Source organism: Streptomyces angustmyceticus (genome assembly GCF_019933235.1).
GTDB classification, from domain to species: Bacteria; Actinomycetota; Actinomycetes; order Streptomycetales; family Streptomycetaceae; genus Streptomyces; species Streptomyces angustmyceticus.
On the sequence record NZ_CP082945.1, the window covers coordinates 615959 to 637864 of the forward strand.

At 73.4% G+C, this 21906-nt stretch carries 21 protein-coding genes; 12 read left to right on the plus strand and 9 right to left on the minus strand.

The window, feature by feature from the left end; genetic code table 11:
* Positions 1 to 134 precede the first annotated feature (134 nt).
* The 4 genes from K7396_RS03135 to K7396_RS35885 all read right to left on the minus strand — a co-directional run bounded on the left by K7396_RS03135 (position 135) and on the right by K7396_RS35885 (position 2039).
* Positions 135 to 473, minus strand: coding sequence for a hypothetical protein (locus K7396_RS03135; protein ID WP_086717188.1), 339 nt, complete (start codon positions 471 to 473; stop codon positions 135 to 137).
* A complete protein-coding gene (locus K7396_RS03140; RefSeq protein WP_086717189.1) occupies positions 470 to 1072 on the minus strand; it encodes a hypothetical protein in 603 nt (200 codons plus the stop codon). The genes K7396_RS03135 and K7396_RS03140 overlap by 4 nt, the downstream gene beginning before the upstream one ends.
* 359 nt (positions 1073 to 1431) lie before the next feature.
* Positions 1432 to 1791, minus strand: a complete 360-nt coding sequence (locus K7396_RS03145) for a MerR family transcriptional regulator (RefSeq protein WP_086717191.1) — start codon at positions 1789 to 1791, stop codon at positions 1432 to 1434.
* 14 nt (positions 1792 to 1805) lie between these two features.
* Complete coding sequence (locus K7396_RS35885; protein ID WP_086717192.1) at positions 1806 to 2039, minus strand: helix-turn-helix domain-containing protein; 234 nt, start codon at positions 2037 to 2039, stop codon at positions 1806 to 1808.
* A gap of 173 nt (positions 2040 to 2212) precedes the next feature.
* On the opposite strand from K7396_RS35885, the gene K7396_RS03155 reads away from it, so the two are divergent.
* The 5 genes from K7396_RS03155 (at position 2213) to K7396_RS03175 (ending at position 7150) form a co-directional block, all read left to right on the plus strand.
* Complete coding sequence (locus K7396_RS03155) at positions 2213 to 2659, plus strand: helix-turn-helix domain-containing protein (protein WP_086717193.1); 447 nt, start codon at positions 2213 to 2215, stop codon at positions 2657 to 2659.
* 603 nt (positions 2660 to 3262) lie between these two features.
* Positions 3263 to 3745, plus strand: coding sequence for a G/U mismatch-specific DNA glycosylase (gene mug / locus K7396_RS03160; RefSeq protein WP_223659590.1), 483 nt, complete (start codon positions 3263 to 3265; stop codon positions 3743 to 3745).
* 108 nt (positions 3746 to 3853) lie between these two features.
* On the plus strand, positions 3854 to 4783 hold the full coding sequence (locus tag K7396_RS03165) for an alkaline phosphatase family protein (RefSeq protein ID WP_152104210.1): 930 nt from the start codon (positions 3854 to 3856) through the stop codon (positions 4781 to 4783).
* A 1-nt stretch (position 4784) separates the two neighbouring features.
* Positions 4785 to 6122 carry an MFS transporter gene (locus K7396_RS03170; protein WP_152104209.1) on the plus strand — a complete coding sequence of 446 codons (1338 nt, stop codon included), beginning with the start codon at positions 4785 to 4787 and terminating at the stop codon, positions 6120 to 6122.
* Positions 6123 to 6133: 11 nt separating this feature from the next.
* Positions 6134 to 7150 carry a TolB family protein gene (locus tag K7396_RS03175; protein ID WP_152104264.1) on the plus strand — a complete coding sequence of 339 codons (1017 nt, stop codon included), beginning with the start codon at positions 6134 to 6136 and terminating at the stop codon, positions 7148 to 7150.
* 13 nt (positions 7151 to 7163) lie between these two features.
* Here K7396_RS03175 and K7396_RS03180 read toward each other — a convergent pair whose 3' ends face one another.
* Positions 7164 to 7595 (minus strand): hypothetical protein, encoded by a 432-nt coding sequence (locus K7396_RS03180; protein WP_086719553.1) that lies wholly within the window; start codon positions 7593 to 7595, stop codon positions 7164 to 7166.
* Positions 7596 to 7685: 90 nt separating this feature from the next.
* Positions 7686 to 8423 (minus strand): TetR/AcrR family transcriptional regulator, encoded by a 738-nt coding sequence (locus tag K7396_RS03185; RefSeq protein WP_373866865.1) that lies wholly within the window; start codon positions 8421 to 8423, stop codon positions 7686 to 7688.
* A 97-nt stretch (positions 8424 to 8520) separates the two neighbouring features.
* Between K7396_RS03185 and K7396_RS03190 the strand changes: the two genes are divergently transcribed.
* A complete protein-coding gene (locus tag K7396_RS03190) occupies positions 8521 to 10245 on the plus strand; it encodes a CocE/NonD family hydrolase (RefSeq protein ID WP_086719555.1) in 1725 nt (574 codons plus the stop codon).
* A gap of 169 nt (positions 10246 to 10414) precedes the next feature.
* Positions 10415 to 11602, plus strand: coding sequence for an ROK family transcriptional regulator (locus K7396_RS03195; RefSeq protein ID WP_086719556.1), 1188 nt, complete (start codon positions 10415 to 10417; stop codon positions 11600 to 11602).
* A gap of 182 nt (positions 11603 to 11784) precedes the next feature.
* Here K7396_RS03195 and K7396_RS03200 read toward each other — a convergent pair whose 3' ends face one another.
* Positions 11785 to 12531, minus strand: a complete 747-nt coding sequence (locus K7396_RS03200; RefSeq protein ID WP_086719557.1) for a GntR family transcriptional regulator — start codon at positions 12529 to 12531, stop codon at positions 11785 to 11787.
* 259 nt (positions 12532 to 12790) lie between these two features.
* Between K7396_RS03200 and K7396_RS03205 the strand changes: the two genes are divergently transcribed.
* Positions 12791 to 13459 (plus strand): aspartate/glutamate racemase family protein, encoded by a 669-nt coding sequence (locus tag K7396_RS03205; RefSeq protein ID WP_086719560.1) that lies wholly within the window; start codon positions 12791 to 12793, stop codon positions 13457 to 13459.
* On the opposite strand, the gene K7396_RS03210 is transcribed toward K7396_RS03205, so the two are convergent.
* Positions 13408 to 14304: an RNA polymerase sigma-70 factor gene (locus K7396_RS03210; protein ID WP_086719558.1), complete on the minus strand. Its 897-nt coding sequence runs from the start codon at positions 14302 to 14304 to the stop codon at positions 13408 to 13410. The two genes, K7396_RS03205 and K7396_RS03210, sit on opposite strands and share 52 nt — an antisense overlap.
* A 232-nt stretch (positions 14305 to 14536) precedes the next feature.
* Here K7396_RS03210 and K7396_RS03215 point away from each other — a divergent pair, with 232 nt between their 5' ends.
* The 4 genes from K7396_RS03215 to K7396_RS03230 all read left to right on the plus strand — a co-directional run bounded on the left by K7396_RS03215 (position 14537) and on the right by K7396_RS03230 (position 20683).
* The gene (locus K7396_RS03215) at positions 14537 to 15382 is read left to right on the plus strand and encodes an alpha/beta fold hydrolase (protein WP_086719559.1); all 846 of its coding nucleotides are present in this window, start codon (positions 14537 to 14539) and stop codon (positions 15380 to 15382) included.
* Positions 15383 to 15671: 289 nt separating this feature from the next.
* Positions 15672 to 17288: an alkaline phosphatase D family protein gene (locus tag K7396_RS03220; RefSeq protein WP_152104208.1), complete on the plus strand. Its 1617-nt coding sequence runs from the start codon at positions 15672 to 15674 to the stop codon at positions 17286 to 17288.
* An 84-nt stretch (positions 17289 to 17372) separates the two neighbouring features.
* A complete protein-coding gene (locus K7396_RS03225; RefSeq protein WP_086720554.1) occupies positions 17373 to 18770 on the plus strand; it encodes a GNAT family N-acetyltransferase in 1398 nt (465 codons plus the stop codon).
* A gap of 218 nt (positions 18771 to 18988) precedes the next feature.
* The gene (locus K7396_RS03230; protein WP_086720556.1) at positions 18989 to 20683 is read left to right on the plus strand and encodes a DUF885 domain-containing protein; all 1695 of its coding nucleotides are present in this window, start codon (positions 18989 to 18991) and stop codon (positions 20681 to 20683) included.
* A 236-nt stretch (positions 20684 to 20919) separates the two neighbouring features.
* Here the strand turns inward: K7396_RS03230 and K7396_RS03235 are convergent, their stop codons facing one another.
* Entirely contained in the window at positions 20920 to 21786 is an 867-nt protein-coding gene (locus K7396_RS03235; protein ID WP_086720553.1) for an SDR family oxidoreductase, read from the minus strand.
* Positions 21787 to 21906 lie beyond the last annotated feature (120 nt).

Genomic DNA, 21906 nt, shown 5'->3' on the forward strand with positions numbered 1-21906 from the left:
ACCTGTGAGTTCGGCCTCGAAGCGCCTGAAGTCCATCGGGTCGTACTTGAGGCACGTTCGGCTGAAGCCGTTGCCCGTCAGGCACGGGTGGTCTCTCTTCTCCTGGCCGCATCGGCAGAGCGGGGACCGCGCGCTCACGAGACGCCGCCTTCATCGGGCTGGGCGCCGATCACGTCCACGTGGGTGAGGCAGATGCCGCCGGCGTAGCCCTCGACGGACACGACAGGCTCGCCGTGGCCGAGGATCCAGGCCGGGGTGCGGGTCGTGGTCTCCAGCCGCGTGCAGGGGTCGGTGTCCCCGTAGGTGCGGCCTTCCTCGACGCGCCTCTGGTGGGCGGCTGCGACCGGATGCTCCGGCCGGATGCCGGGGTACGCCATCACACGCGTGCCGATCGGGTGGCGGGCGTTCCAGGCGTCAGCCTCGCGCTGCCCATTCTTCTTCGCCGCTTCGAGCTTGGCGCGGTAGCTGCTCATGCCGTCACCTGCTTCGCGGCGTCGTACTTGGCGATGCCGAAGAGGACGGCGTGGCAGGCGAACAAGTACTCCCACGAGTAGTCCTCGAAAGACTTCTCCCAATCGTTCGGGATGCGCAGACGGAACCCGGAGTGGTTGAACGCCGCGACCGCGTACTCAGCAGTGCCCTGGTACTCGGTGCTGTGCTCGTCCGAGTGGAGGATCTGCTTGATCACGGCCTCGACGGCGCCTGGATAGCGGGCCTCGGCCTCCGTGGCTTCGGCCAGCGCCCAGGTACGGAACAGCTCCTCGGACCAGTCGCGGACCTTCCCGGCGGTGACCTTCTCCTGCCAGTAGCCGGGGTTGATGCCGCCGCTAATCGATCCCCGGAACATGTCGAAGATGTCCTCGGTCGGGTAGATCGAAAAGCCGAAGGAGAATCCGTCACCGCGCAGGAAGGCGTTGTGCGGCCAGGTGATCAGGTCGAAGCGGTAGAAGCCGCCCGACGGATCGGCGAACTTGAGGTGCCGGTACAGGCCGTCGCCGTGAAGGACGGTCATCTGGTGCTGGGCGGTCTCGCGGGCGAAACGGGCCGCGATCTCCGGGTAGTCGTCAGCCACGGCGGGTCTCCTTCGGGGTCGTGAACTGGGCGAGCCACTCCGGGTAGTCCTCGTTCTCCGAGACCCGAACCTCCGGGTGCTGCACGAGATACAGGGACATCGAGGTAGCCGAGACGGCCGCGTCAGAGTGAGCCGGATCCGCGAGAAGCCGCTGCTGCACTTCGAGGAGGACCGCCGGATCCCCGTGCGGGGCAACGTCGCCGGCGGGAGGGGGCGGTGTCTGGGGGTTCGGGATGGGTGCAAGGATGGCGTTCATGCGCCTGCCCTTCTGTGATGTGTGGGTGGTGCGCTAGGGCCCGGTTGCCGGTGTGTGAGAGCCCGGCGGCTGGGCCCGTTGGCCGCGCTAGGCGGCGGGGGGATCAGCCGGCGAGAGCGAGCTCGGAGTCGGCCGGCTTGATAGCCGACCCGCTGCTCTTCTTTCGGGCCGCCGCGGTGCGCGCTCGACGGGCCTTGGCCAGCTCCGCAGGCTTGGCCTTCTCGCGGTTCATCGCCTTGATCTCGCGGCAGTCCTGGAGGCTGAAGCGCAGGAACCTGCCGAGGCGGTGGTGGGGGAACCCGCTGTGGTTAGCTCCGTCTCGGAGCCAACGGTCGCCGCAGCCGATGATCAGGGCGGCTTCCTTCGAGTTGAGCAGCACTTCGTCTCGTTCAAGGGCCTTGATGGCGGCCTCGATGATGACCTCGCGGTTGGCGCCAGTGGGGGTGGCCTCGGGACTGGACATGTCACCTTCTCTCTCTAGGTCTCCTCGTGGGGGACGAGGAGTTCGTCCTCTTCTGCGTGAAGCGTTCTGCGGAGTGCGGCGTATGTGGGCGGTCGCATTTGCTCTCGGATGCCGGTTTCCAGCCGTTGCCAGTAGCTGCGGCTGATCCCTGCTGCCTCTGCTGCCTCACGGATGCCGAGGCCCTGGCGTTTGCGTGTCGCCCGTATCGCCGCCCCGTTCACCTGGTAGGTGGCTGGGGGTCTGTGCATGAAGAGAATGTACGTGCTCGCACTCGTAGAAACTAGCAGTACGACGCAGTAACTTGCAGATACTTGTAACGATTGAGCGGTGAACCTTTGGCCAGAGTTACGAGAGCATCAAAGTTCCAGCCATAAGATGGGTGTTCCTGGCTGTTCCTGGGAGTTCCTGGGACCATGTGGCCATGCCTCCCCCTACAGACGACACAGCGCTCCGCCGGCTCGCCGACCACGTCAAACGCCGCCGGGTCGGCCTGGGCATGAACAAGATCGACGTGGCCAAGGCCGCCGACATCACGATCAACACGTACATGAAGATCGAGGACGGCAAGCCCCTTCGAGACCTCACCTACGGGAAGGTCGAGGCAGCGCTCGACTGGGCTGCCGGCTCATGCCAGGAAGTACTGCGCGGCGGCGAGCCCACCCCCATCCAGGGGCTCGAAGAGGGCGTAGCCACCTCTCCCGTCACCGACTCCGACCTTGAGGGCGACGTCGGTCAGGCTGTCACCAACGCGCTCATCGGCGTGGCGGACGACATGTCGGCAGCTGACATCCGGGCGTTGAAGCAGCGCGTAATCGACGAGTGGCGCGAGCTACGACGCAACAGAAGGGGGTCTTCTGGTGGGAATTGATTCCTCCAGAGGTGCAACCATTACGTTTGACCGTCCCTTTGCCTTAAATCGGCGGATCAGTCCGCCCGAACATGGTCACGAGACTCGTTCAATGTGCGACTATCGGTAGTCACTTGGGAGGTCCCTCGTCCCGAAAGGGGGGACCATGCACGACATGGTCACCGCAGATCACGGCCCCGACTTCCATGGCTTCCGGGGTCAGATCGACGGCCAGCTCGTGTGCGTAATACCCCGCCAAGCCCTGCACGAGGAAAACGAACGGCGCATCGTTCGGGGCGTCATGAGGCGACAGGGGGCAGACTGCGGTCAGTGTCGCGGCTGCGTCATCGGGCGGCACGCCGACTAGCGGCGCACGTGGGGGCCACGGCGGGGTCAAGACCCCGCCGTGCCACCGCGAGGGGAGCCCGAAGAGGGGATGCAGTTGCCACCCGCGTCCCCCGCTCCTCGACCCGGCCAAGCGGGAAACTGGGAAACCAATGGGAAAACGATCATGCAATCCTCTGCGACGTACTGCGTGAAGATGCAGCGAACTACCCGAACGTGCATGCTGCGTCGCAGGTCAGGCGATGGCCACTCCTCTGATCTGCCGCTTCCCGGCCCAGCGTGCTCTTCTGCGGCATCAATCCCGGGCTGATGACGGCGGCCACCGGCCACCACTTCGCCCGGCCCGGCAACCGTTTCTGGCCGGCCCTGCACGCCGCCGGGTTCACCCCGCGCCAGTTCCGGCCCGCCGAGCAGGAGGAACTGCTCGCCCATGGCCTCGGCATCACCAATGTCGTGGCCCGGGCGACGGCCAGGGCCGACGAGCTGACCGCCCAGGAGTACCGCGAGGGCGGCCGGCTGCTGGCCGAGAAGGTGGCCCGGCTGCGCCCACGCTGGCTGGCCGTCGCCGGGGTCACCGCCTATCGCGTCGCCTTCGACGACAAGCGCGCCGCGATCGGCCCGCAGGAGCGCACCCTGGGCGACACCCGGATCTGGGCGCTGCCCAACCCGAGCGGGCTCAACGCCCATTGGACGCCGACGGCCCTGGCTCAGGAGTACGGGCGGCTGCGCGCGGCGGCGTTCACGGAGGACGACGGCGCATAAGGTCGTCCACCGTTCGGCCGTCGGCCACCTTGAAGGCATGTACATGCCTACCCGACGGCTCTACTCTGACGCCGCCCGCGCAGCCCCCACTCCCCTACGGAGACTCCTGTGCCTGCCTCCGCGTCCCCCTCCCCCGCAGCGTCCCCCGCCTCCCCCCGCGTCCGCCGCTCCCGCCGCCGCAGAGTCACCGCGCTCGCCGGGGCGTTCGCCCTCGCCACCACCGGACTCGGCGTCTGGGCCGGCGACGGCTTCGGCGCCGAGCCGGCCGCGGCCGCCGTGCCCACCCCCGACCATGTCGTCGTGGTGGTCTTCGAGAACCACGCCTACGGCCAGGTGATGGGCAGTTCCAGCGCCCCGTACCTCAACTCCCTGGCCTCCGGCGGCGCCAGTCTGACCGCGTCGTACGCCGAGACCCACCCCAGCCAGCCCAACTACTACGCCCTCTTCTCCGGCGACACCCAGGGCGTCACCGACGACAGCTGCGTCGACCCGGGATTCAGCGACGCTCCCAACCTCGCCTCCGAGGTGACGGCGGCCGGCAGGACCTGGGCGAGCTACAACGAGTCGCTGCCGTCCGAGGGCTCCACCACCTGCAAGAGCGGCAAGTACGCGCAGAAGCACAACCCGTGGTTCGGCTTCGGCAATGTCTCCACCGCCTCGGCGCACACCTTCGACGCGTTTCCCACCGACTTCGCGAAGCTGCCGACGGTGTCGTTCGTCGTGCCGAACCTGTGCAGTGACATGCACGACTGCTCGGTGTCCACGGGTGACACCTGGCTGAAGGACCACCTGGGGAGCTACGCGGACTGGGCCAAGAGCCACAACAGCCTGCTGCTGGTCACCTTCGACGAGGACAACCGGCTGAACGGCAACCGCATCCCGACCGTGCTGTACGGCCAGCCGGTCAAGGCCGGTGCCACCTCGGCCACCACCTACAACCACTACGACGTCCTGCGCACCCTGGAGGACATGTACGGCACCTCGCACGCGGGGCGGGCCGCCGACGCCAAGGACATCAGCGGCGTCTGGGCCGGCTGACGTGTACCTAGCGGACCGCCGCGCCGCCTCCCCGCCCGCCGCCCCGCCCGGCGGCGGGCGCGCCGGAACGGACCGCCCTCCGGGCCGGCGCCGCGTCACCGCCCTCCCCTCGACGGTGCTCGTGCTGGGCGCCGTCAGCCTGATCACGGACATCTCCTCGGAGATGGTCACCGCCGTGCTGCCGCTGTACCTCGTCGCCGAACTCGGCCTGTCCCCGCTGGGATTCGGGGTGCTCGACGGGGTCTACAACGGGGTCGGCGCGCTGGTCCGGCTGGTGGGCGGGCGGCTGTCGGACCGGGGCGGCGGAGGGCACAAGGCGGTGGCGGCGGTGGGGTACGGGCTCTCCGCGCTCTGCAAGCCGCTGTTGCTGCTGGTGCACTCGCTGCCGCTGATCGGGGCGGTGCTGGCGGTGGACCGTACCGGCAAGGGGCTGCGGACAGCGCCGCGGGACGCGATGATCTCCCTGGCCGCCGAACCGGCCGTCCGCGGGCGGGCGTTCGGGGTGCACCGGGCCATGGACACCGCGGGCGCGCTGTGCGGTCCGCTGGTGGCGTTCGTGCTGCTGCGGGCGGCGGCGGAGGGTTATGACGCGGTCTTCCTGGTCAGCTTCTGTGTGGCCGTCCTGGGCGTGGTCGTCCTGCTGCTGTTCGTGCCGCGCAGGGTCGCCGCCTCGCGGGGCGCCGCCCAATGGGCCGTCGCCGCCGAACAGGCTCCGGCCGGGACCCGGACACCGGTGCGCGCCCTCCTGGGACGGCCGGAGGTGCGCCGGCTCACCGGGTGTGCGGTGCTGCTGGGGCTGACGACCCTCAGCGACTCGTTCCTCTATCTGACCCTGCAGCGGGGCCTGGAGCTGCCGACGGGGTGGTTCCCGCTGCTTCCCCTGGGCACGGCCGCGGCGTTCCTGCTGCTGGCGGTGCCGTTGGGGGCCGTCGCCGACCGGATCGGGCGCCGACGGCTGTTCCTCGCCGGGCACCTGGCGCTGCTGTGCGCCTACGGGCTGCTGCTGGTACCGCCGGGCGGCGGGGCGGCCCTGGCCGGTGCCGTACTGGTGCTGCACGGCGCGTTCTACGCGGCGACCGACGGGGTGCTGGCGGCGGCGACCGCCGATGCGGTGCCCGAGGACGCCCGCGGCAGCGGGCTGGCCGTGGTGCAGACCGGCCAGACCGCCGCCCGCTTCGTCTGCTCGCTCGCCTTCGGTGCCGCCTGGACCGCCTGGGGCGCCCGCACCGCCGTGCTGACCGCGGCCCTCGGCCTGACGCTCGCCGCGGCCGTCAGCGCCTTCCTGCTGCGCCGTGCCGTCCCGGCGCAGCCCCCGAACTCCCCCTCGGAGCCCGCGTGAACCACTCCCCCCTGAGCCGCAGCGCACGCCTGTCCCTCCTGCTCGTCGCCGTGTTCGTGCTCGGCGGGGTAGCCGTCGGCGCGACCCTGCACGCCGCGGGGCGCGCCGCCCGCTCGCAGCACCCCCGGGCCGGCGGTCCCGCGGTCGCCTCCGGAACCGTGCGCCTGGACGATCCGCGCCGCGCCCTCTTCCGCTCCATGGCCTGGGGCCCGCACCGCGACGAGATCACCGCCGTCCCCGCGGACCGTCCCGACGGGCCGCGCACCGCCTCCGGCGTCCGCTGCCTGCGCTTCCACGCCGCCGCCGGCACCGGCATCTGCCTCCAGGCCGTGCACGGCACGCTCCGCGACACCTACCGGGCGGTGGTCCTCGACCACCGGCTGCGCCCGCTGCGCCGCTACGACCTGGCCGGTACCCCCACCCGCGCCCGGGTCTCCCCCAGCGGCCGGACCGTTGCCTGGACCGTGTTCGTCAGCGGCGACTCCTACGCGGGGACCGCGTTCTCCACCCGCACCTCCGTCGTCGGCAGCGACGGACGGGGGCTGGACGCCAACCTGGAGACCTACGCGCTGACCGTGGACGGGCACCGGGTGCACGCGGCCGACATCAACGTCTGGGGCGTCACTTTCGCCGACGACACCCGCTTCTACGCCACCGCCGCCACGGGCGGGAAGACCTATCTCGTCCGCGGCGACCGCACCACCCGCACCCTGAAGGCGCTGCACCCGAACGTCGAATGCCCCTCGCTCTCCCCCGACGGCACCCGCCTCGCGTACAAGAAGCGGGTCGAGGGCGCCGACCCGGACGCGCCCTGGCGGCTGTACGTCCTCGACCTGCGCACCCTGCGCGAGTCCCCGGCGGGAGAGCACCGCAACGTCGACGACCAGGCCGTCTGGCGCGACGACCACACCCTGGTCTACTCCCTGCCGGGCGACTTCGGCGCGGACCTGTGGACCGTCCCCGCCGACGGCTCCGGCACCCCGCGCCGGCTCGCCGGCGCGGCGCTGGCGCCCGTCTTCCCCCGCTGACACCACGCCCGCTTCACCCCGCTTCCCCCACCGCCGCCAGGAGTTGGAAGGGCAGCCCGGGACCGCCCTGTCCCACGCCCACCCCGATCCACCGGCCCGGCACCCGCCAGCCGTGCATCCACGGGACGTAGCCGCACAGGGTGTCCAGCGGCGGGCGGACGGGCAGGCCCCTCGCCGTCCGCTCCAACGGGCCGGCGAGATCGATGGTGCGGGGCTCGCCCCACCGTAAGGAGAGGGCCGTCGCCAGCGCGGTCAGCTCGGCCTCGAACTCCTCCGCGGCCTCGGCCACCTCGGCGGGGTCCGCGTCCCCGAGTTCCTGACCGATCCGCAGGCCGGCTATGTGGAACCCCGGCCCGCTCTCGACCATGGCGGACCGGCCCGGAACGGCGGGGAACTCCCGCCGCCGCAGCCGGTCGATGGTGCCCAGATACGCGTCGATGGTCATGCCGTCAGTAAACCGGCCGGGTCTGACAATTGGCCCCGCCGGACCGCGCGGACCGCGGTCCGCCCGCGGCACCTGGGTCGCCGGTGCCCGTCATGTCGCCGCCGTCAGCCCGTTGATCATGCGGTCGAGCAGGCGGTCGAAGACGGCCTGCGGGGCCGGGTCGCCGCTCGTCTCCTCCAGGGCCTGCGCGAGGTGGGGCAGGTTGCCCGCGGCGGCAGCGGATCGGAGGTGGCGGGCCTGTGCGTCGAGGAGGCCGCCGGCGGCATCCCCGGCCCCGATCGCCCGCTCCTGGGCGAGTTCGTACAGGACGTGGCTGGAGACGAACCCGGTGAGCAGGCTGAAGGTCTCCAGCCGCGCCCGCGCGTCCAGGCCGGCGGGGGCGAGCGCGGCGAGGGTGTACTCCCAGACGGCGAGGGTGTTCGGGCCGATCGTCCGCTGGGCGGGCAGCGCGCCCGGCAGCCAGGGGTGGCGGTGCATCAGCGCACGCTGCTCGTGGGCGAGCTGCCGGAGGTCGGCACGCCAGTCGCCGGAGGGCCCGGACGGCAGCCGGTGGTCGCCGCTCACGTGGTCGATCATGAGCTCCAGCAGCGTCTCCTTGTTGGGGACGTAGCTGTAGAGGGACATCGTCCCCGCGCCGATCCGGCCCGCGACCGCGCGCATGGTGACGGCGGCCAGCCCTTCGGCGTCGGCGAGGGCGACGGCCTCGGCGGTGATCGCGGCGCGGTCGTGGGCCGGCGGCCTGCCCCGCCGCGGGCGTTCGGGCCGCGCCCAGAGCAGTTCGGGATCCACCCCGGCGTGACGGCCGGACGAGCCTCCAGTACGGGCCACGGCAACCTCTCCTCAGTTCTGGGGCCATCCCACCACACGCTATTCTCGTACAACGTACTGGAAATGCTGCGGAGACCGCTCCGGGAATCGAGGCACCATGACGACGGCGACGCACCACTCGTCCGCGAAGAAGCCGCCCCTGCTCACCCGCGCGCTGCGGCGCACCATGCGGGGCCTGCCGCCCGCGCGCCACGACGTCGCCCACGAGCCCGGTCTCGTGGTGCCCGCCGCCGACGGCAGCCCCCTGCTGACCGACCACTACTTCCCCCTGGCCGACGGCGACTTCCCCACCCTGCTGATCCGCTCGCCGTACGGCCGCGGCTTCCCCTGGGCGCCGATGTACGGCGTGCTCTTCGCCGAACAGGGCTTCCACGTCGTCCTGCAGAGCTGCCGCGGCACCGGGGGCTCCGGCGGCGAGTTCGCGCTGTGGCAGCACGAGGCCGCCGACGGCCTGGCCACCGTCGCCTGGCTGCGGGAACAGCCCTGGTTCCGCGGCGCGTTGGGGACGCTCGGCGCCAGCTACCTCGGCTACGCGCAGTGGGCGCTCGCCCTGGAGCCGCCGCCGGAGCTGCGCGCGATGGTGGTCCACGTCGGCCTGCACGACCTGTACGGCTACTTCTACTCCGGTGGCGCGTTCGCCCTGGAGAACACCCTCACCAGCACCATGGGCCTGACCAGTCAGCACCGCGGCACACGGCACCTGCTGCGGGCGTCCCTGCGGCTGCGGCGTCACCTGCCGGCGATCGGACGGACGCTGCCCCTGGGCGAGACGTATGTGCCCGGTCTCGGCGGCCGGGTGCCGTTCCTGGAGGAGGTGATGGCCCACCCCGACCGGGAGGACGCGCACTGGCAGGGCGTGGACGCGGGGGTGGCGGCCGAGCGCCTGACCGTACCGACCAGCCTGATCACCGGGTGGTACGACGTGGGCCTGGACCAGACCCTGCAGCAGTACGGCAGGCTGCGGCGGGCCGGCTGCGACGCCGCCCTGCTCGTCGGCCCCTGGACACACCACTCCGCCCTGCAGCAGGGCTGGCCCGAGGTCTTCGCCGAGAGCCTCGCGTGGCTGCGGGCCCACCTGTGCGACGACCCGTCCGGCCTGCGCGGGACGCGGGCGCGCGTGCACGTGGGCGGCCGGCAGGCGTGGCAGGACCTGCCCGACTGGCCCCCGGCGACGACGGACCGGCACTGGCACCTCGACGGCGACGGCACCCTGCGCACCCGGCCGCCGGAGCACCCCTGGGCGCCGGTCCCGTTCCGCTACGACCCGGCCGACCCGACCCCCTCGGTCGGCGGGCCCGTGCTCTCCGGCAAGGCCGGCTCCCAGGACAACACCGCCCTGGAGGCCAGGGACGACGTCCTGACGTTCACCACCGCGCCACTGACCGAGCCGCTCGACGTCCTCGGACCGGTGCGCGCCGAACTGCGGGTGCGCACCGACACCGGCCATGCCGATGTCTTCGCCCGGCTCTGTGACGTCGACCCCCGGGGCCGCTCGGCCAACATCTGCGACGGGGTGCTGCGACTGCGCCCCGACGACGCCGCGGACCCGGCCGGCAGCGCCCCGGCCGCGGTCACGGTGGCGATGAGCTCCACGGCCCACCGCTTCCCCGCCGGACACCGCATGCGGCTGCAGGTCAGCGGCGGCGCCCACCCCCGCTTCGCCCGCCACACAGGCACCGGCGAGCCGCCCGCGACCGCCACCCGGCTCCGGCCGGCCGAGGTCGCGCTCCAGCACCCGTCGCGGCTCGTCCTGCCAGTCGCGGACGAGACGACGGACGAGACGGCGGACGAGACGTACGCGCGCGCCGCACCGGAACGCTGACGCACCGCCGGGGCGCTTTCGCCGTCCACGGCGGCGAGGGCGCCGGGCCGCTCCCGCCGGCGCTCACCCGGTGAGTCCGACGGCCCGCCCGGCCGCCTCCCGTCGGGCTCGCCGCCCACCCCGCGACCGGCTACGATCCGCCACACACGCGACGCGAGGGAGACGGACGTTGGGGCGGCTCACCGGCGGGGATCCCTCCCTGCTGCGACGGATCAACTCCGCCGTGGTGCTGCACGCGCTGCGGGCCGCGGACTCCCCCACCCTGACCCATCTCGTCCAGGTGACGGGCCTGTCCCGGCCGACGGTCGAGGGCGTGGTCGAGGGCCTCATCGACGCCGGTCTGGTGGTCGAGGCGGCGGCCGAGGAGGGCGCGACCCGCCGTCAGGGGCGGCCGGCCCGGCGGTTCCGGTTCCGTACGGAGGCCGGCCATCTGCTGGGCATCGAGATCGGCCCGCACCGCGTCGCCGCCCTGTTGTCCGACCTCAGCGGCCGGGTGCTGGACTCCGCGCAACGCCCCGTCGCCGAGGACGCACCGGCCGACGAGCGGCTGGAGCGGGTCCGCACCGTGGTGGCCGACCTGCTGCGCCGTGCGGGCGTGCCCCGCGATTCGCTGCGGGCCGTCGGCGCGGCCGGCCCCGGCATCGTGGAGGCGGACGGCACCGTACGGCTGAGCACGGCGCTGCCGGGCTGGACGGGGCTGCCCCTGGGCGAGCGGCTGCGGCGGTCGTTCCGCTGCCCGGTGCTGGTCGAGAACGACGCGAACGCCGCCGCGGTGGCCGAGCACTGGCAGGGCGCCGCCACCGCGTCCGATGACATCGTTTTCGTGCTGGCGGGGCTCAGCCCGGGAGCCGGCTCGCTGATCGGCGGACGTCTGCACCGCGGATTCGGCGGCGCCGCCGGGGAGATCGGCGCCCTGCACCTGCTCGGCCGCGAGGCAACGCCGGAGAAGCTGCTGTCGACGACCGGCGAGCCGCTGCACCCCCTGGACGAGGCGCAGGTCGCGGCGGTCTTCGCGGCGGCGCGCAAGGGCGACGCCCAGGCCGGGGAGGCGGTCGGCCGGTTCATCCGGCGACTGGTGCACGACGTCGCGGCGCTGGTGCTGGCGCTCGACCCGGAGCTGGTGGTGATCGGCGGCTGGGCGGCCGGACTGGACGGCGTACTGGAGCCGCTGCGCACGGAGTTGGCCCGCTACTGCCTGCGTCCGCCGCGGGTCGCCCTGTCGCAACTGGGCGAGGCGGCGGTCGCCACCGGGGCCCTGCGGCTGGCCCTCGATCATGTGGAGGGCGAGCTCTTCGCCGTGGAGAGCACGGTCACGGGCCGCCGCACGAGCCCGGACGCGGTGACGGGCGGGCGCTGAAGCGGGGGCCGTTGGGGCGGTCGCTGAACCAGGGGCCGGTGCGGGCCCTCCCCGCCCGGCGGCCGCCGAGTCGCCGCCGGCCCTGTGGCCACAGCGCGGGCCGCCCGGCCCGCGGCGCCACGCGAACGGGCTCCCGCCGGAACACCGTCCGGCAGGAGCCCGTCGCACGACCGTCGGGCGGCTCAGCCCGCGAGCAGGGCGACCGCCTCGCTCTCGCCGAAGGTCAGCCGGCAGGTGTCCGCCCGGTAGGTGGAGACCGCCACGGCAGCCGGACGGCCCCCGGAGACATAGCGGGTGGTGACCACGAGCACGGGCGCGCCGGGCAGCCGGTCCAGTTGCCTGGCGTCCTCCGCACGGGCCGAGCCCAGCTCGACGGTACGGTCCTGGCCGTCCAGTTCCAGCGCCTGCAGCGCGTGCAGCACCGCGCCGGCCCGGGCCGGGTCGCTGAGCGAGGCGGCCGGCGCGCAGTCCGGAACCGCGGCCGCCGGGACGTACAGCAGCTCGGCGGCAACCGGCCGGCCGTCGGTGACCCGGCTGCGGCGCACGATGTGCACCGCCTCGCCGGGCGCCGTCGCCAGCAGGGCGGCCACCGCGGCGGGCACCGTGTCGCTCTCGACGGCGTCGACCGGCTGCCAGTCGTCCCCGGCGGCGCCGGGCCAGGTATGGCGGACGGGGTCGACGGCGACGCCGACCCGCGGCGGCGCGACCGTGGTGCCGACACCGCGGCGGCGCTGGAGTCTGCCCTCCAGCTCCAGCTGTTCGAGCGCCTGGCGCAGCGTGGCCCTGGCGACGCCGAACCGGGCCGCCAGATCACGTTCGTTGGGCAGAATCTCGCCGACCGCGAACTCCGAGTCCAGCGCCTCGCTGAGCACGGTCTTGAGGTGCCAGTACTTCGGCTCCGGCACCGTTTCGAGCTGCGTGGTCCCCACCCTGTCCTCCGCATCGGCCGTGACCGGAACTGCGCCCGCATGGGGCTCGGGCCCGCGCACGAGGCGCTGCTCCGGCGGGCCCGCCGGGCGCGCTCGATGACGAACGCTTCTTTATGAAAGGTTGTTGCAGTATCCCGACGATATGGCCGCCCCCACCCTTGGTCAAGACCAATCCGGCATGACGTACGGATCCGGACGACCCCCGCACGGCGCGGTCCCGACCGCGCCCGGCGCCGCGCCGCTCGCTACAGTCACCGGCATGCTCACGCTCCTCCATACCTCTCCCCTGCATGTCCCGGCCTTCGACGCCCTGCGCGACGAGGAGGCCCCCGGCCTGGCGCTGCATCACGTCGTACGGCCCGAACTCCTCGACCGGGCAAGGGCGCAGGGCCCCGGGAGCGTGGCGGAGGACGTCGCCGCAGAGCTCGGCGAGGCGGCCCGCGACGGGGCGCGGGCGGCGCTGTGCACCTGCTCGACGATCGGTTCGGTCGCCGAGGCGGCCGGTGCGGTGCTGGGCCTCCCCGTGCTGCGGGTGGACCGCCCGATGGCCGCGGCCGCCGTCGCCACCGGCCCGCGCATCGCCGTCCTCGTGGCCGTGGAGAGCACCCGCGTCCCCACGGAGGAGCTGCTCGCGCAGGAGGCCGACCGGGCCGGGCGCGAGGTCGAGGTGCGTACCGTGCTGGTGCCGGGCGCCTGGGAGCGCTTCGAGGCCGGTGACCGCGACGGCTATCTGGCGGCCGTCGCCGCCGCGGCACGGGAGATCCGGGACGCCGATGTGATCGTCCTGGCGCAGGCCTCCATGGCACCGGCGGCCGACGGCCTCGACCTCGACGTGCCGGTGCTGGCCGGACCGCGGACCGGCCTGCGCGCCGCGGCTCAGTCGGCGGCCGCGAGCGACCCCAGCTTCTCCGGGTTGCGGACGACATAGACCGTCTGGATCCGGCCGCCTTGGACCCCGAACTGGATGACGGTGTCCGGGACACCGTCCTGGCGCGCCAACAGCGCCATCTGGCCGTTGAGTTCGAGGAGGCCGAACTCCATGCCGGGCGGCACGGACCGGGTGACGCCGATGAGGAAGCGGGCGACCTTGTCCGCGGACTCGATGATCCGCCGCGGGGCCTTGGCCTTCCCGCCGCTGTCCCCGACCAGCCGCGCGTCGGCCGCCAGGAGGCTCAACAGCCCCGCCAGATCGTTGCCGGCCGCGGCGGCCAGGAACCGCTCGGTCAGCTCGCGCTGCCGCTGCTGGTCGACCTCGAAGCGGGGGCGGCCCTCCTCGACGTGCCGCCGTGCGCGGCCCGCCAGTTGGCGCACCGCCGCCTCACCGCGGTCGAGGACGGCGGCGATCTCCGCGTACGGATAGCCGAAGGCCTCGCGCAGCACGAACACGGCGCGCTCCAGGGGGGAGAGCGACTCCAGGACGACGAGCACGGCGAGGGTGACGGACTCCCGGAACACCGCGTGCTCCGCGGTGTCCGGAGCGGTGGACCCGATGTCGGTCGCCAGCGGCTCCGGCAGCCAGGGGCCCACGTAGGACTCGCGGCGCGACTGGACCTGGCGCAGCCGGTCGATGGCCAGCCGGGTGGTGATCCGTACGAGGTAGCCGCGCGGCTCGCGCACCTCCGCGCGGTCGGCCCCCGACCAGCGCAGCCAGGCGTCCTGCACCACGTCCTCGGCGTCGGCCACCCGGCCGAGCATCCGGTAGGCCACCCCGAACAGGACGGGGCGGTGCTCCTCGAAGACATCGGTGAGGTCGGTCACGGCATCGCTCGGCACCCCTCCATCCCACCGGCCCGCCGCCGCCTTGTCCAGCGGAATCCGCGCGGTGGGGCAGTGGGTGTGCCCGGGCGGGGCGCGGCGCGTTCGTGCGGGTGCGGCGAGGCGGGTGTGTACGGTGCCGTACCTCCCGCACTCGCCCCTGCTGCCCCGTACCACTCACCCGCCTCACCTGGCATCGTGTCAGCCCACGCCCGGCACCACCGCACCACCGCACCCCCGAGGAGTTCTGATGGCCACCCCGGTCTCCTTCGCCCGTGTCACCCCCGAGGACCGGCCGCCCTTCACGGTCGCCTACGAGCGCAAGGGCGCGGGCGATCCCGTCGTCCTGCTGCACGGCATAGGCCACCATCTCCAGGCCTGGCGCCCGGTGTGCGACATCCTCGCCGCGTCCCACGAGGTCATCTCCCTCGACCTGCCGGGCTTCGGCGCCTCCCCCGCGCTGCCCGAGGGGTCCTCCTACGAGCTGTCGTCGGTCGTCCCGCTGCTCATCGCGGCGTTCGGGGAGCTGGGCGCCGACCGCCCGCATGTGGTGGGGAACTCTCTGGGCGGCCTGCTCGCCCTGGAGCTGGGCCGGGAGCGGGCCGTCCGGTCGGTCACGGCGCTCTCCCCGGCGGGCTTCTGGACCCCGGCGGAGCGGCGGTACGCCTTCGGGGTGCTGCGCGGCATGTACGCCGGGGCGCAGGCGCTGCCCCAGCCGGTGGTGGAGTCACTGGCCCGGTCCGCCCTCGGCCGGGCGTCGCTGACCGGCACCATCTACGCCCATCCCGCCCGCCGTTCGGCGGCGGCCGTCGTGGCGGAGACCAGGGCGCTGCGCGAGGGGCCCGGGTTCGTCCCGACGCTGGCGGCCGGCCGGGAGGTGCGGTTCACCGCGGATGTGCCGGACGTCCCGGTGACGATCGGCTGGGGCAGCCGGGACCGCCTGCTGCTGCCCCGTCAGGGCGTACGCGCCAAGCACACGATCCCGGGCGCGCGGCTGGTGCGGCTGCCGGGCTGCGGGCATGTGCCGATGCACGACGATCCGGCGCTGGTGGCGCGGGTCATCCTCGACACCATGAGCCGGGGCGCTTCCTACTAGGGTCCGCCGGCCACACCCCGCCGGCCGGGGCGCGGCCCCGCCCGTTCGATGCGACGGCCCCGGTGGGCGTACCGGAGGCGTAAACGTCCCGTCCGCATCCTGGCGATCGGGCGGGGGGCTTGCGACGATGGCCCGGGTCCGGTGGGCCCCCAGGGCCCGGAACACGCTCCCGCGCGGGCGTGCCGCCGGCCGCGAACGGGCCGCTGTTCACCGTCCGTTCGGCTGCGGGGCACCGGACAGCGATACGAACGAGGCGGCAGGAAAGTCGGTCGACGCATGGAGGTTGGAGATGGCGCAGGGATCCGGCGGCGGCTTCGGACGGCGGTCGCTGCTGCAGGGCGCGGCGGCCGGCTCGGCGGCACTGGCGCTGCCCACCCTGTCCTGTGCCGCGCCGGCGCAGGCCCGCAGCGGGCGGCCGGGCGCCGACTGGGGCGTCCAGGTCGGGGATGTGACCACGTCCTCGGGTCTGGTGTGGGTCCGGTCCGACCGGCCGGCCCGGATGCTGGTGCAGACCGCGGCGACCGAGTCGTTCCGCGACGCCCGGACCTGGCACGGCCCGGTGATCGGCGCGGGGACCGACTTCACCGGCGTGACCTCGCTGCACGGTCTGCCGTCCGGTGAGCAGATCCACTACCGGGTGCTGCTCGCGGACCCGGACGACCCCCGGCGCACCGGCAGACCGGTGACCGGCACCTTCCGCACGGCGCCCGCGCACCGCGGCCCCGCCGGTGCCTCGCGGAACGCGGGGGCCGGCGGGCGGCAGGAGGGCGTCCGCTTCCACTGGTCGGGCGATCTGGCCGGGCAGGGCTGGGGCATCAACCCCGACCGCGGCGGCTACCGCGTCTACGAGGACATGCGGCGGCGGAATCCGGACTTCTTCCTGTGCAGCGGCGACAACATCTACGCCGACAGCCCGATCCCGGAGCGGGTGACACTGCCGGACGGCCGGATCTGGCGGAACGTGACGACCGAGGAGAAGTCGAAGGTCGCCGAGACGCTGACGGAGTTCCGCGGCGCCTTCCGCTACAACCTGCTGGACGACAACCTGCGCCGCTTCAACGCGCAGGTGCCGACGATCACCCAGTGGGACGACCACGAGGTGCACAACAACTGGTACCCGGGACAGCTCCTCGACGACGACCGGTACACGGTGAAGGAGACGGACGTGCTGTCCGCGCGCTCGCTGCGCGCGTTCGGCGAGTACTTCCCGATCCGTACGCTGCGGCCCGACCGGGGAGGCCGGGTCTACCGCGTGGTGCGCCACGGCCCGCTGCTCGATGTGTTCGTCCTGGACATGCGCCGCTACCGGAACGCCAATTCGCCCGGCCGGCAGACCGACGACCGGCAGGGCATCCTCGGCGCCGAGCAGCTGCGCTGGCTCAAGCGGGAGCTGTCCCGCTCGCGAGCGGTGTGGAAGGTGATCGCCTCCGACATGCCGCTGGGGCTGGTCGTACCGGACGGCAAGACCGACTTCGAGGCGCTGGCGCAGGGCGATCCGGGCGCTCCCCTGGGCCGCGAGCTGCAGTTGGCGGAGCTGCTGCGGCACATCAAGCACGACCGGGTGACCGGCACCGTGTGGCTGACGACGGACGTCCACTACACCGCGGCGCAGCACTACGCACCGGAGCGGGCCGCGTTCAAGGACTTCGCACCGTTCTGGGAGTTCGTGTCGGGGCCGCTGAACGCGGGCGGGTACCCGGCGTTGAAGCTGGACGGAACCTTCGGGCCGGAGCAGCCGTTCAGTAAGGCGCCGGACCGTGCCAACACCTCACCCGCGGAGACTCCGCAGTACTTCGGCGAGATCGACATCGACGGGGACAGCGGGGAGATGACGGTGCGGTTGCGTCAGGAGGGCGGCGAGGTGTTGTTCAGCAAGGTGCTGCAACCGGGACAGGTAGGACAGTAGAGGCTAATGCGTCGATTGCGTCTTTTACCCGTCGGACACAATGTGTTGGCGATCAGGCAACACCTGTGCGCCAGGCTTGTGTGCATGACTGAAGCATCCTCTGCCCGTTCCACCCGCCGCCACCACTGGCGGCGGGAGATCATCGAGCTGGCCGCCCTGTTCAGCGCCGTGGCGGTCGCCGACGTCCTCGCCGACTCCCTCGTCCACGGCCCGTCGGGCCCCGTCCTGCTGTGCTCCGCCGCGGTGGTCCTGCTGGCCACGGCCGGCTTCCACGCCTGGTGGTCACGACGCCACGAAAACGCCCCGCCGCCGACCGATACCGGCGCCACGGCGGCGTCCCCGTCCACCGCGGCCCCCGGGGCCGCCGGTCAGGAGACGGTGCTGTGGCGGATGCGGACCACGGTCCGGGACGAGCCCGGCAGCCTGGCCGCCCTGTGCACGGCGCTGGCCGCACGGCGGGTGGACATCCTCAACCTGCAGACCCACCCGCTGTCCGACGGCGCGGTCGACGAGTTCCTGCTGCGCGCCCCGGAGGCGCTGGCGCCCGAGGAGCTGACCCGTACGGTGGCCGGTGCGGGCGGTGCGCACAGCTGGCTGGAGCGCGCCGACGCGCACGACCTCGTCGACACCCCGACCCGGATGCTGGGCCTGGCCACCCGTACCGCGCTCGACTCCGCCGAACTCCCCCTGGCGCTGCGCCAGTTGCTGGGGCGCTGCACGATCCATTCGGTTCCCGCCCGCTCGCTGAGCGGTCAGCCGCTCGCCGAGCAGGTGCCCACGGAAGGCGTACTGGAGGAACACCGCATGAAGTTCCGCGACCCCTCCGGGGGCTCGCTCACCATCGAAAGGCCGCAATTGCCGTTCACCCCGACCGAGTTCGCCCGGGTACGCGCCCTGGTCGACCTGGACGCCAGACTCGGCCAGCGGGTGCCCCCGCGGCGTGATGTGCTGACGCTGCCCGAGGGCAACGAGATCACGGTCCGCCGCGCCGACACCTCCGACCTGGCCGCGGCTCGCGAGATGCACGACCGCTGCTCCCCGAAGACCCTGGGGCTGCGCTACCACGGCCCGGTCGGCGACGCGGACCGCTACCTCGGCCATCTGCTCAGCCCGCGGTTCGGCCGCACCCTGGCGGTGGAGACCGCCTCCGGCCGGCTGGTGGCGCTCGGCCATCTGCTGTGGGACGGCGAGGAGACCGAGGTCGCCCTGCTGGTCGAGGACGCCTGGCAGCAGCGCGGCATCGGCGCCGAACTGCTGCGCCGGCTGGTGACGATGGCGGCCGAGACCGGCTGCGAGAGCGTCTATGCGATCACCCGGGCCTCCAACACCGGCATGGTGGCGGCGATGCGCGGCCTCGGGCTGCCGCTCGACTACCAGATCGAGGAAGGCACGCTGGTGATCACCGCACGCCCCATGGGAGTGCCCGCCCGCCGGGAGTCCCTGGAGAGCGTACGGGTCCAGGACGGCAGCGGTCGCCGCTGAGCACCGCCCCGTGGTGCCCGGCCGGGCATCGCGGCCGCCGGCCGGGTGCGCCGACGCCCGGCCGGCGCCGTCGTGCGGAGGCAGGACCGTCGTACGGGGGCAGGACCGTGCGCGAGCAGGGACGCCGTCGTAAGCGGAGGCAAGGACACCGCAAAGCGACAGGAACGTACCGCCTGATGATGGTGACGCGGCGGGGCCGTTCGTACGAGGATGGCGGTATGTCCAACACCACTACTTCCGGGGGCGGTCCGCTGCCCCGCCAGGTCGCCGATGCCTACGTCGACGCCCTCGTCGAGCTGGACCCGATCACCGGCACCTTCCTCGGCGTCGCCGAGAGTTCCGGCAAGCTCCCCGACTTCTCACCGACGGGCCAGGAAGCGGTGGCCCAGCTCGCCCGTACGACGCTGGAGAAGCTCACCGAGGCGGAGTCCCGGCCGGGCGCGGAGCAGTCCGCCGAGCAGGTCTGCGCGCGGCTGCTGCGCGAGCGGCTCACCGCCGAGCTGGCGGTCCACGAAGCGGGCGAGGGCCTGCGCACGGTCAGCAACCTCAGCTCGCCGCTGCACCACGTCCGCGAGGTCTTCACGATCAGCCCGGCCGAGACCGAAGCGGACTGGACGGCGCTCGCCCAGCGGCTGCGCGCCGTACCCGCCGCGCTGGAGGGCTACCGCGCCGCGCTCGACGCCGGCCTCAAGCGCGGCCTGCCCGCCGGACCGACCCAGGTCCGCACCGTCATCGGCCAGTTGGACGAGTGGATCGGGACCGACCGCAGCTGGTTCGCCGAGTTCACCGACGCCGGCCCGGACGCCCTGCGCGCCGAGCTGACCGAGGCCGCCGGGGTGGCGACCGGCGCCCTGGGGGAGCTGCGCGACTGGTTCCGTGACAGCTACGCCCCGGCCGTCGAGGGCGCACCGGACGTGGTGGGCCGGGAGCGCTACGCCCGCCTCGCCCGCTACTTCAACGGCGCCGACATCGACCCGGACGAGGCGTACGCGTACGGCTGGTCCGAGTTCCACCGGCTGCTGGCCGAGATGGAGTCCGAGGCCGAGAAGGTGCTGCCCGGCGCGAAGACGCCGTGGGAGGCGCTGGCCTGGTGCGATGAGCACGGCGAGACGGTGGAGGGCGTCGAGGAGACCCGTGAGTGGCTCCAGTCGCTCATGGACGAGGCCATCGACGGGCTCGACGGCACCCACTTCGAACTGGCGGAGCGGGTGCGCCGGGTGGAGTCGCGGATCGCCCCGCCCGGCGGCGCGGCCGCCCCGTACTACACCCCGCCGTCGCTGGACTTCTCCCGCCCCGGCCGGACCTGGCTGCCGACGATGGGCGAGACCCGCTTCCCGACGTACGACCTGGTCTCCACCTGGTACCACGAGGGGGTGCCCGGCCATCACCTCCAGCTGGCGCAGTGGGTGCATGTCGCCGACTCCCTCTCGCGCTACCAGACGACGGTGGGCATCGTCAGCGCGAACGCCGAGGGCTGGGCGCTCTACGCCGAACGGCTCATGGACGAGCTGGGCTTCCTGACCACCGCCGAACGGCGTCTGGGGTATCTCGACGCGCAGATGATGCGGGCGGTCCGGGTCATCATCGACATCGGGATGCACCTGGAGCTGGAGATCCCGGCGGACTCCCCCTTCCACCCGGGCGAGCGCTGGACGCCGCAGCTGGCGCACGCGTTCTTCGCCCAGCACAGCAGCCGCCCGGCCGACTTCGTCGAGAGCGAGATCGTCCGCTACCAGGGCATGGCCGGCCAGGCGATCGGCTACAAGCTCGGCGAGCGGGTCTGGCTGCAGGGCCGGGAGGCGGCCCGCGCCCGGCACGGCGCGGACTTCGACCTCAAGACCTGGCACATGGCGGCCCTGTCGCAGGGCTCCCTGGGCCTGGACGACCTGCTCAGCGAGCTGTCGGCGCTCTGACCACCGCTCGGCAGCGCGGTGGCCGGCCACGCCGCGGGGTATGGCCCGCCACCGCCGTCCGCAGGGTCGGCCGGTCTGACAGCGGCCCCCGCGGCGGACCGGCCGGTTCTTGCTGTCCCCGGCGCCCCGCTGCGTCCCACTGGCGGCCGGGGACGCGGCAACGGCGGTGGCCCGGGTCCCGTACGGTGCCGGACCCGTCCGGTACCGCGGCCGGGCGGGGCGCGGCACGGCCGCCGTCACCGCCGGAAGCCTCCCTCGGAGTTGATGACCTGCCCGGTGATCCACGCCGCCTCGTCGGTCGCGAGCCAGGCGATCAGCCGGGCCGGGTCGTCGGGCGCGCCCCACCGTCCGCCCGGGAAGCGCCCGGCGACCTCCTCGCGCAGCGCGCCGACCGCGTAACCGGTGTCCACGGGGCCCGGGTTGACGGCGTTCACGGTCACCCCGAGGCCGGCGAAGGTGGTGGCCAGACTGCGGGTCGCCGAGGCCAGCGCGCCCTTGGCCAGGCCGTAGGCGATCTCCTCCGGCATCCCGTCGCCCAGGTCCTGGCCGGAGGTCATCAGCACGACCCGGCCGCCCGGCATCTCCTTCGTGCGCCGGAGCGCATAGGCCTGGGCCAGGAGGATCACCGAGCGGGTGTTCACCGCCCAGTGGGCATCGAGCATCGCCGCGTCGAGGGCGTCCAGGGGACCGTCACTGCCGCTGAGGGCGTGGTTGGCGACGAGGATGTCCAGCCGGCCGCCGAGCGCCTCGGCCGCGGTGTCCACGAGACGGGCGGGGGCGTCCGGTTCGGCCAGATCGGCGGGCCCGTGAGCCACCATCGCGCCCGGGGCGGCGAGCGCCCGCACCCCGTCGGCGACGGCATCAGGGCCGCCCGGATCCGCTCCCCAGGGCTGGCGGGCGTCGTGCGGGACATGGTGGTGCAGATAGACGCCGGCGCCGTATGCGGCCAGCCGCCGGGCGACGGCGCAGCCGATGCCGCGGCGGCGGCTCGCCCCGGTGACCAGGGCGGTGCGCCCGAGAAGCGGCAGCGGGTCGCGGCGGGGCACGCCGGAGTCCGGGGCGGTGCCGGAGGTCTCTGCGGGGCGGATGCTGTCGTAGGTCATGGCACAGCAGGCTGGTGGCCGCCCGGTGGCGGTGTCACCCGGTTTTCCGGCGGGCTGCCCCGTCAGGGCGCGGTGCCCACCGTCGTCGGCTCCTCCGCACCGCTCGCCCGCCGCCCCGCC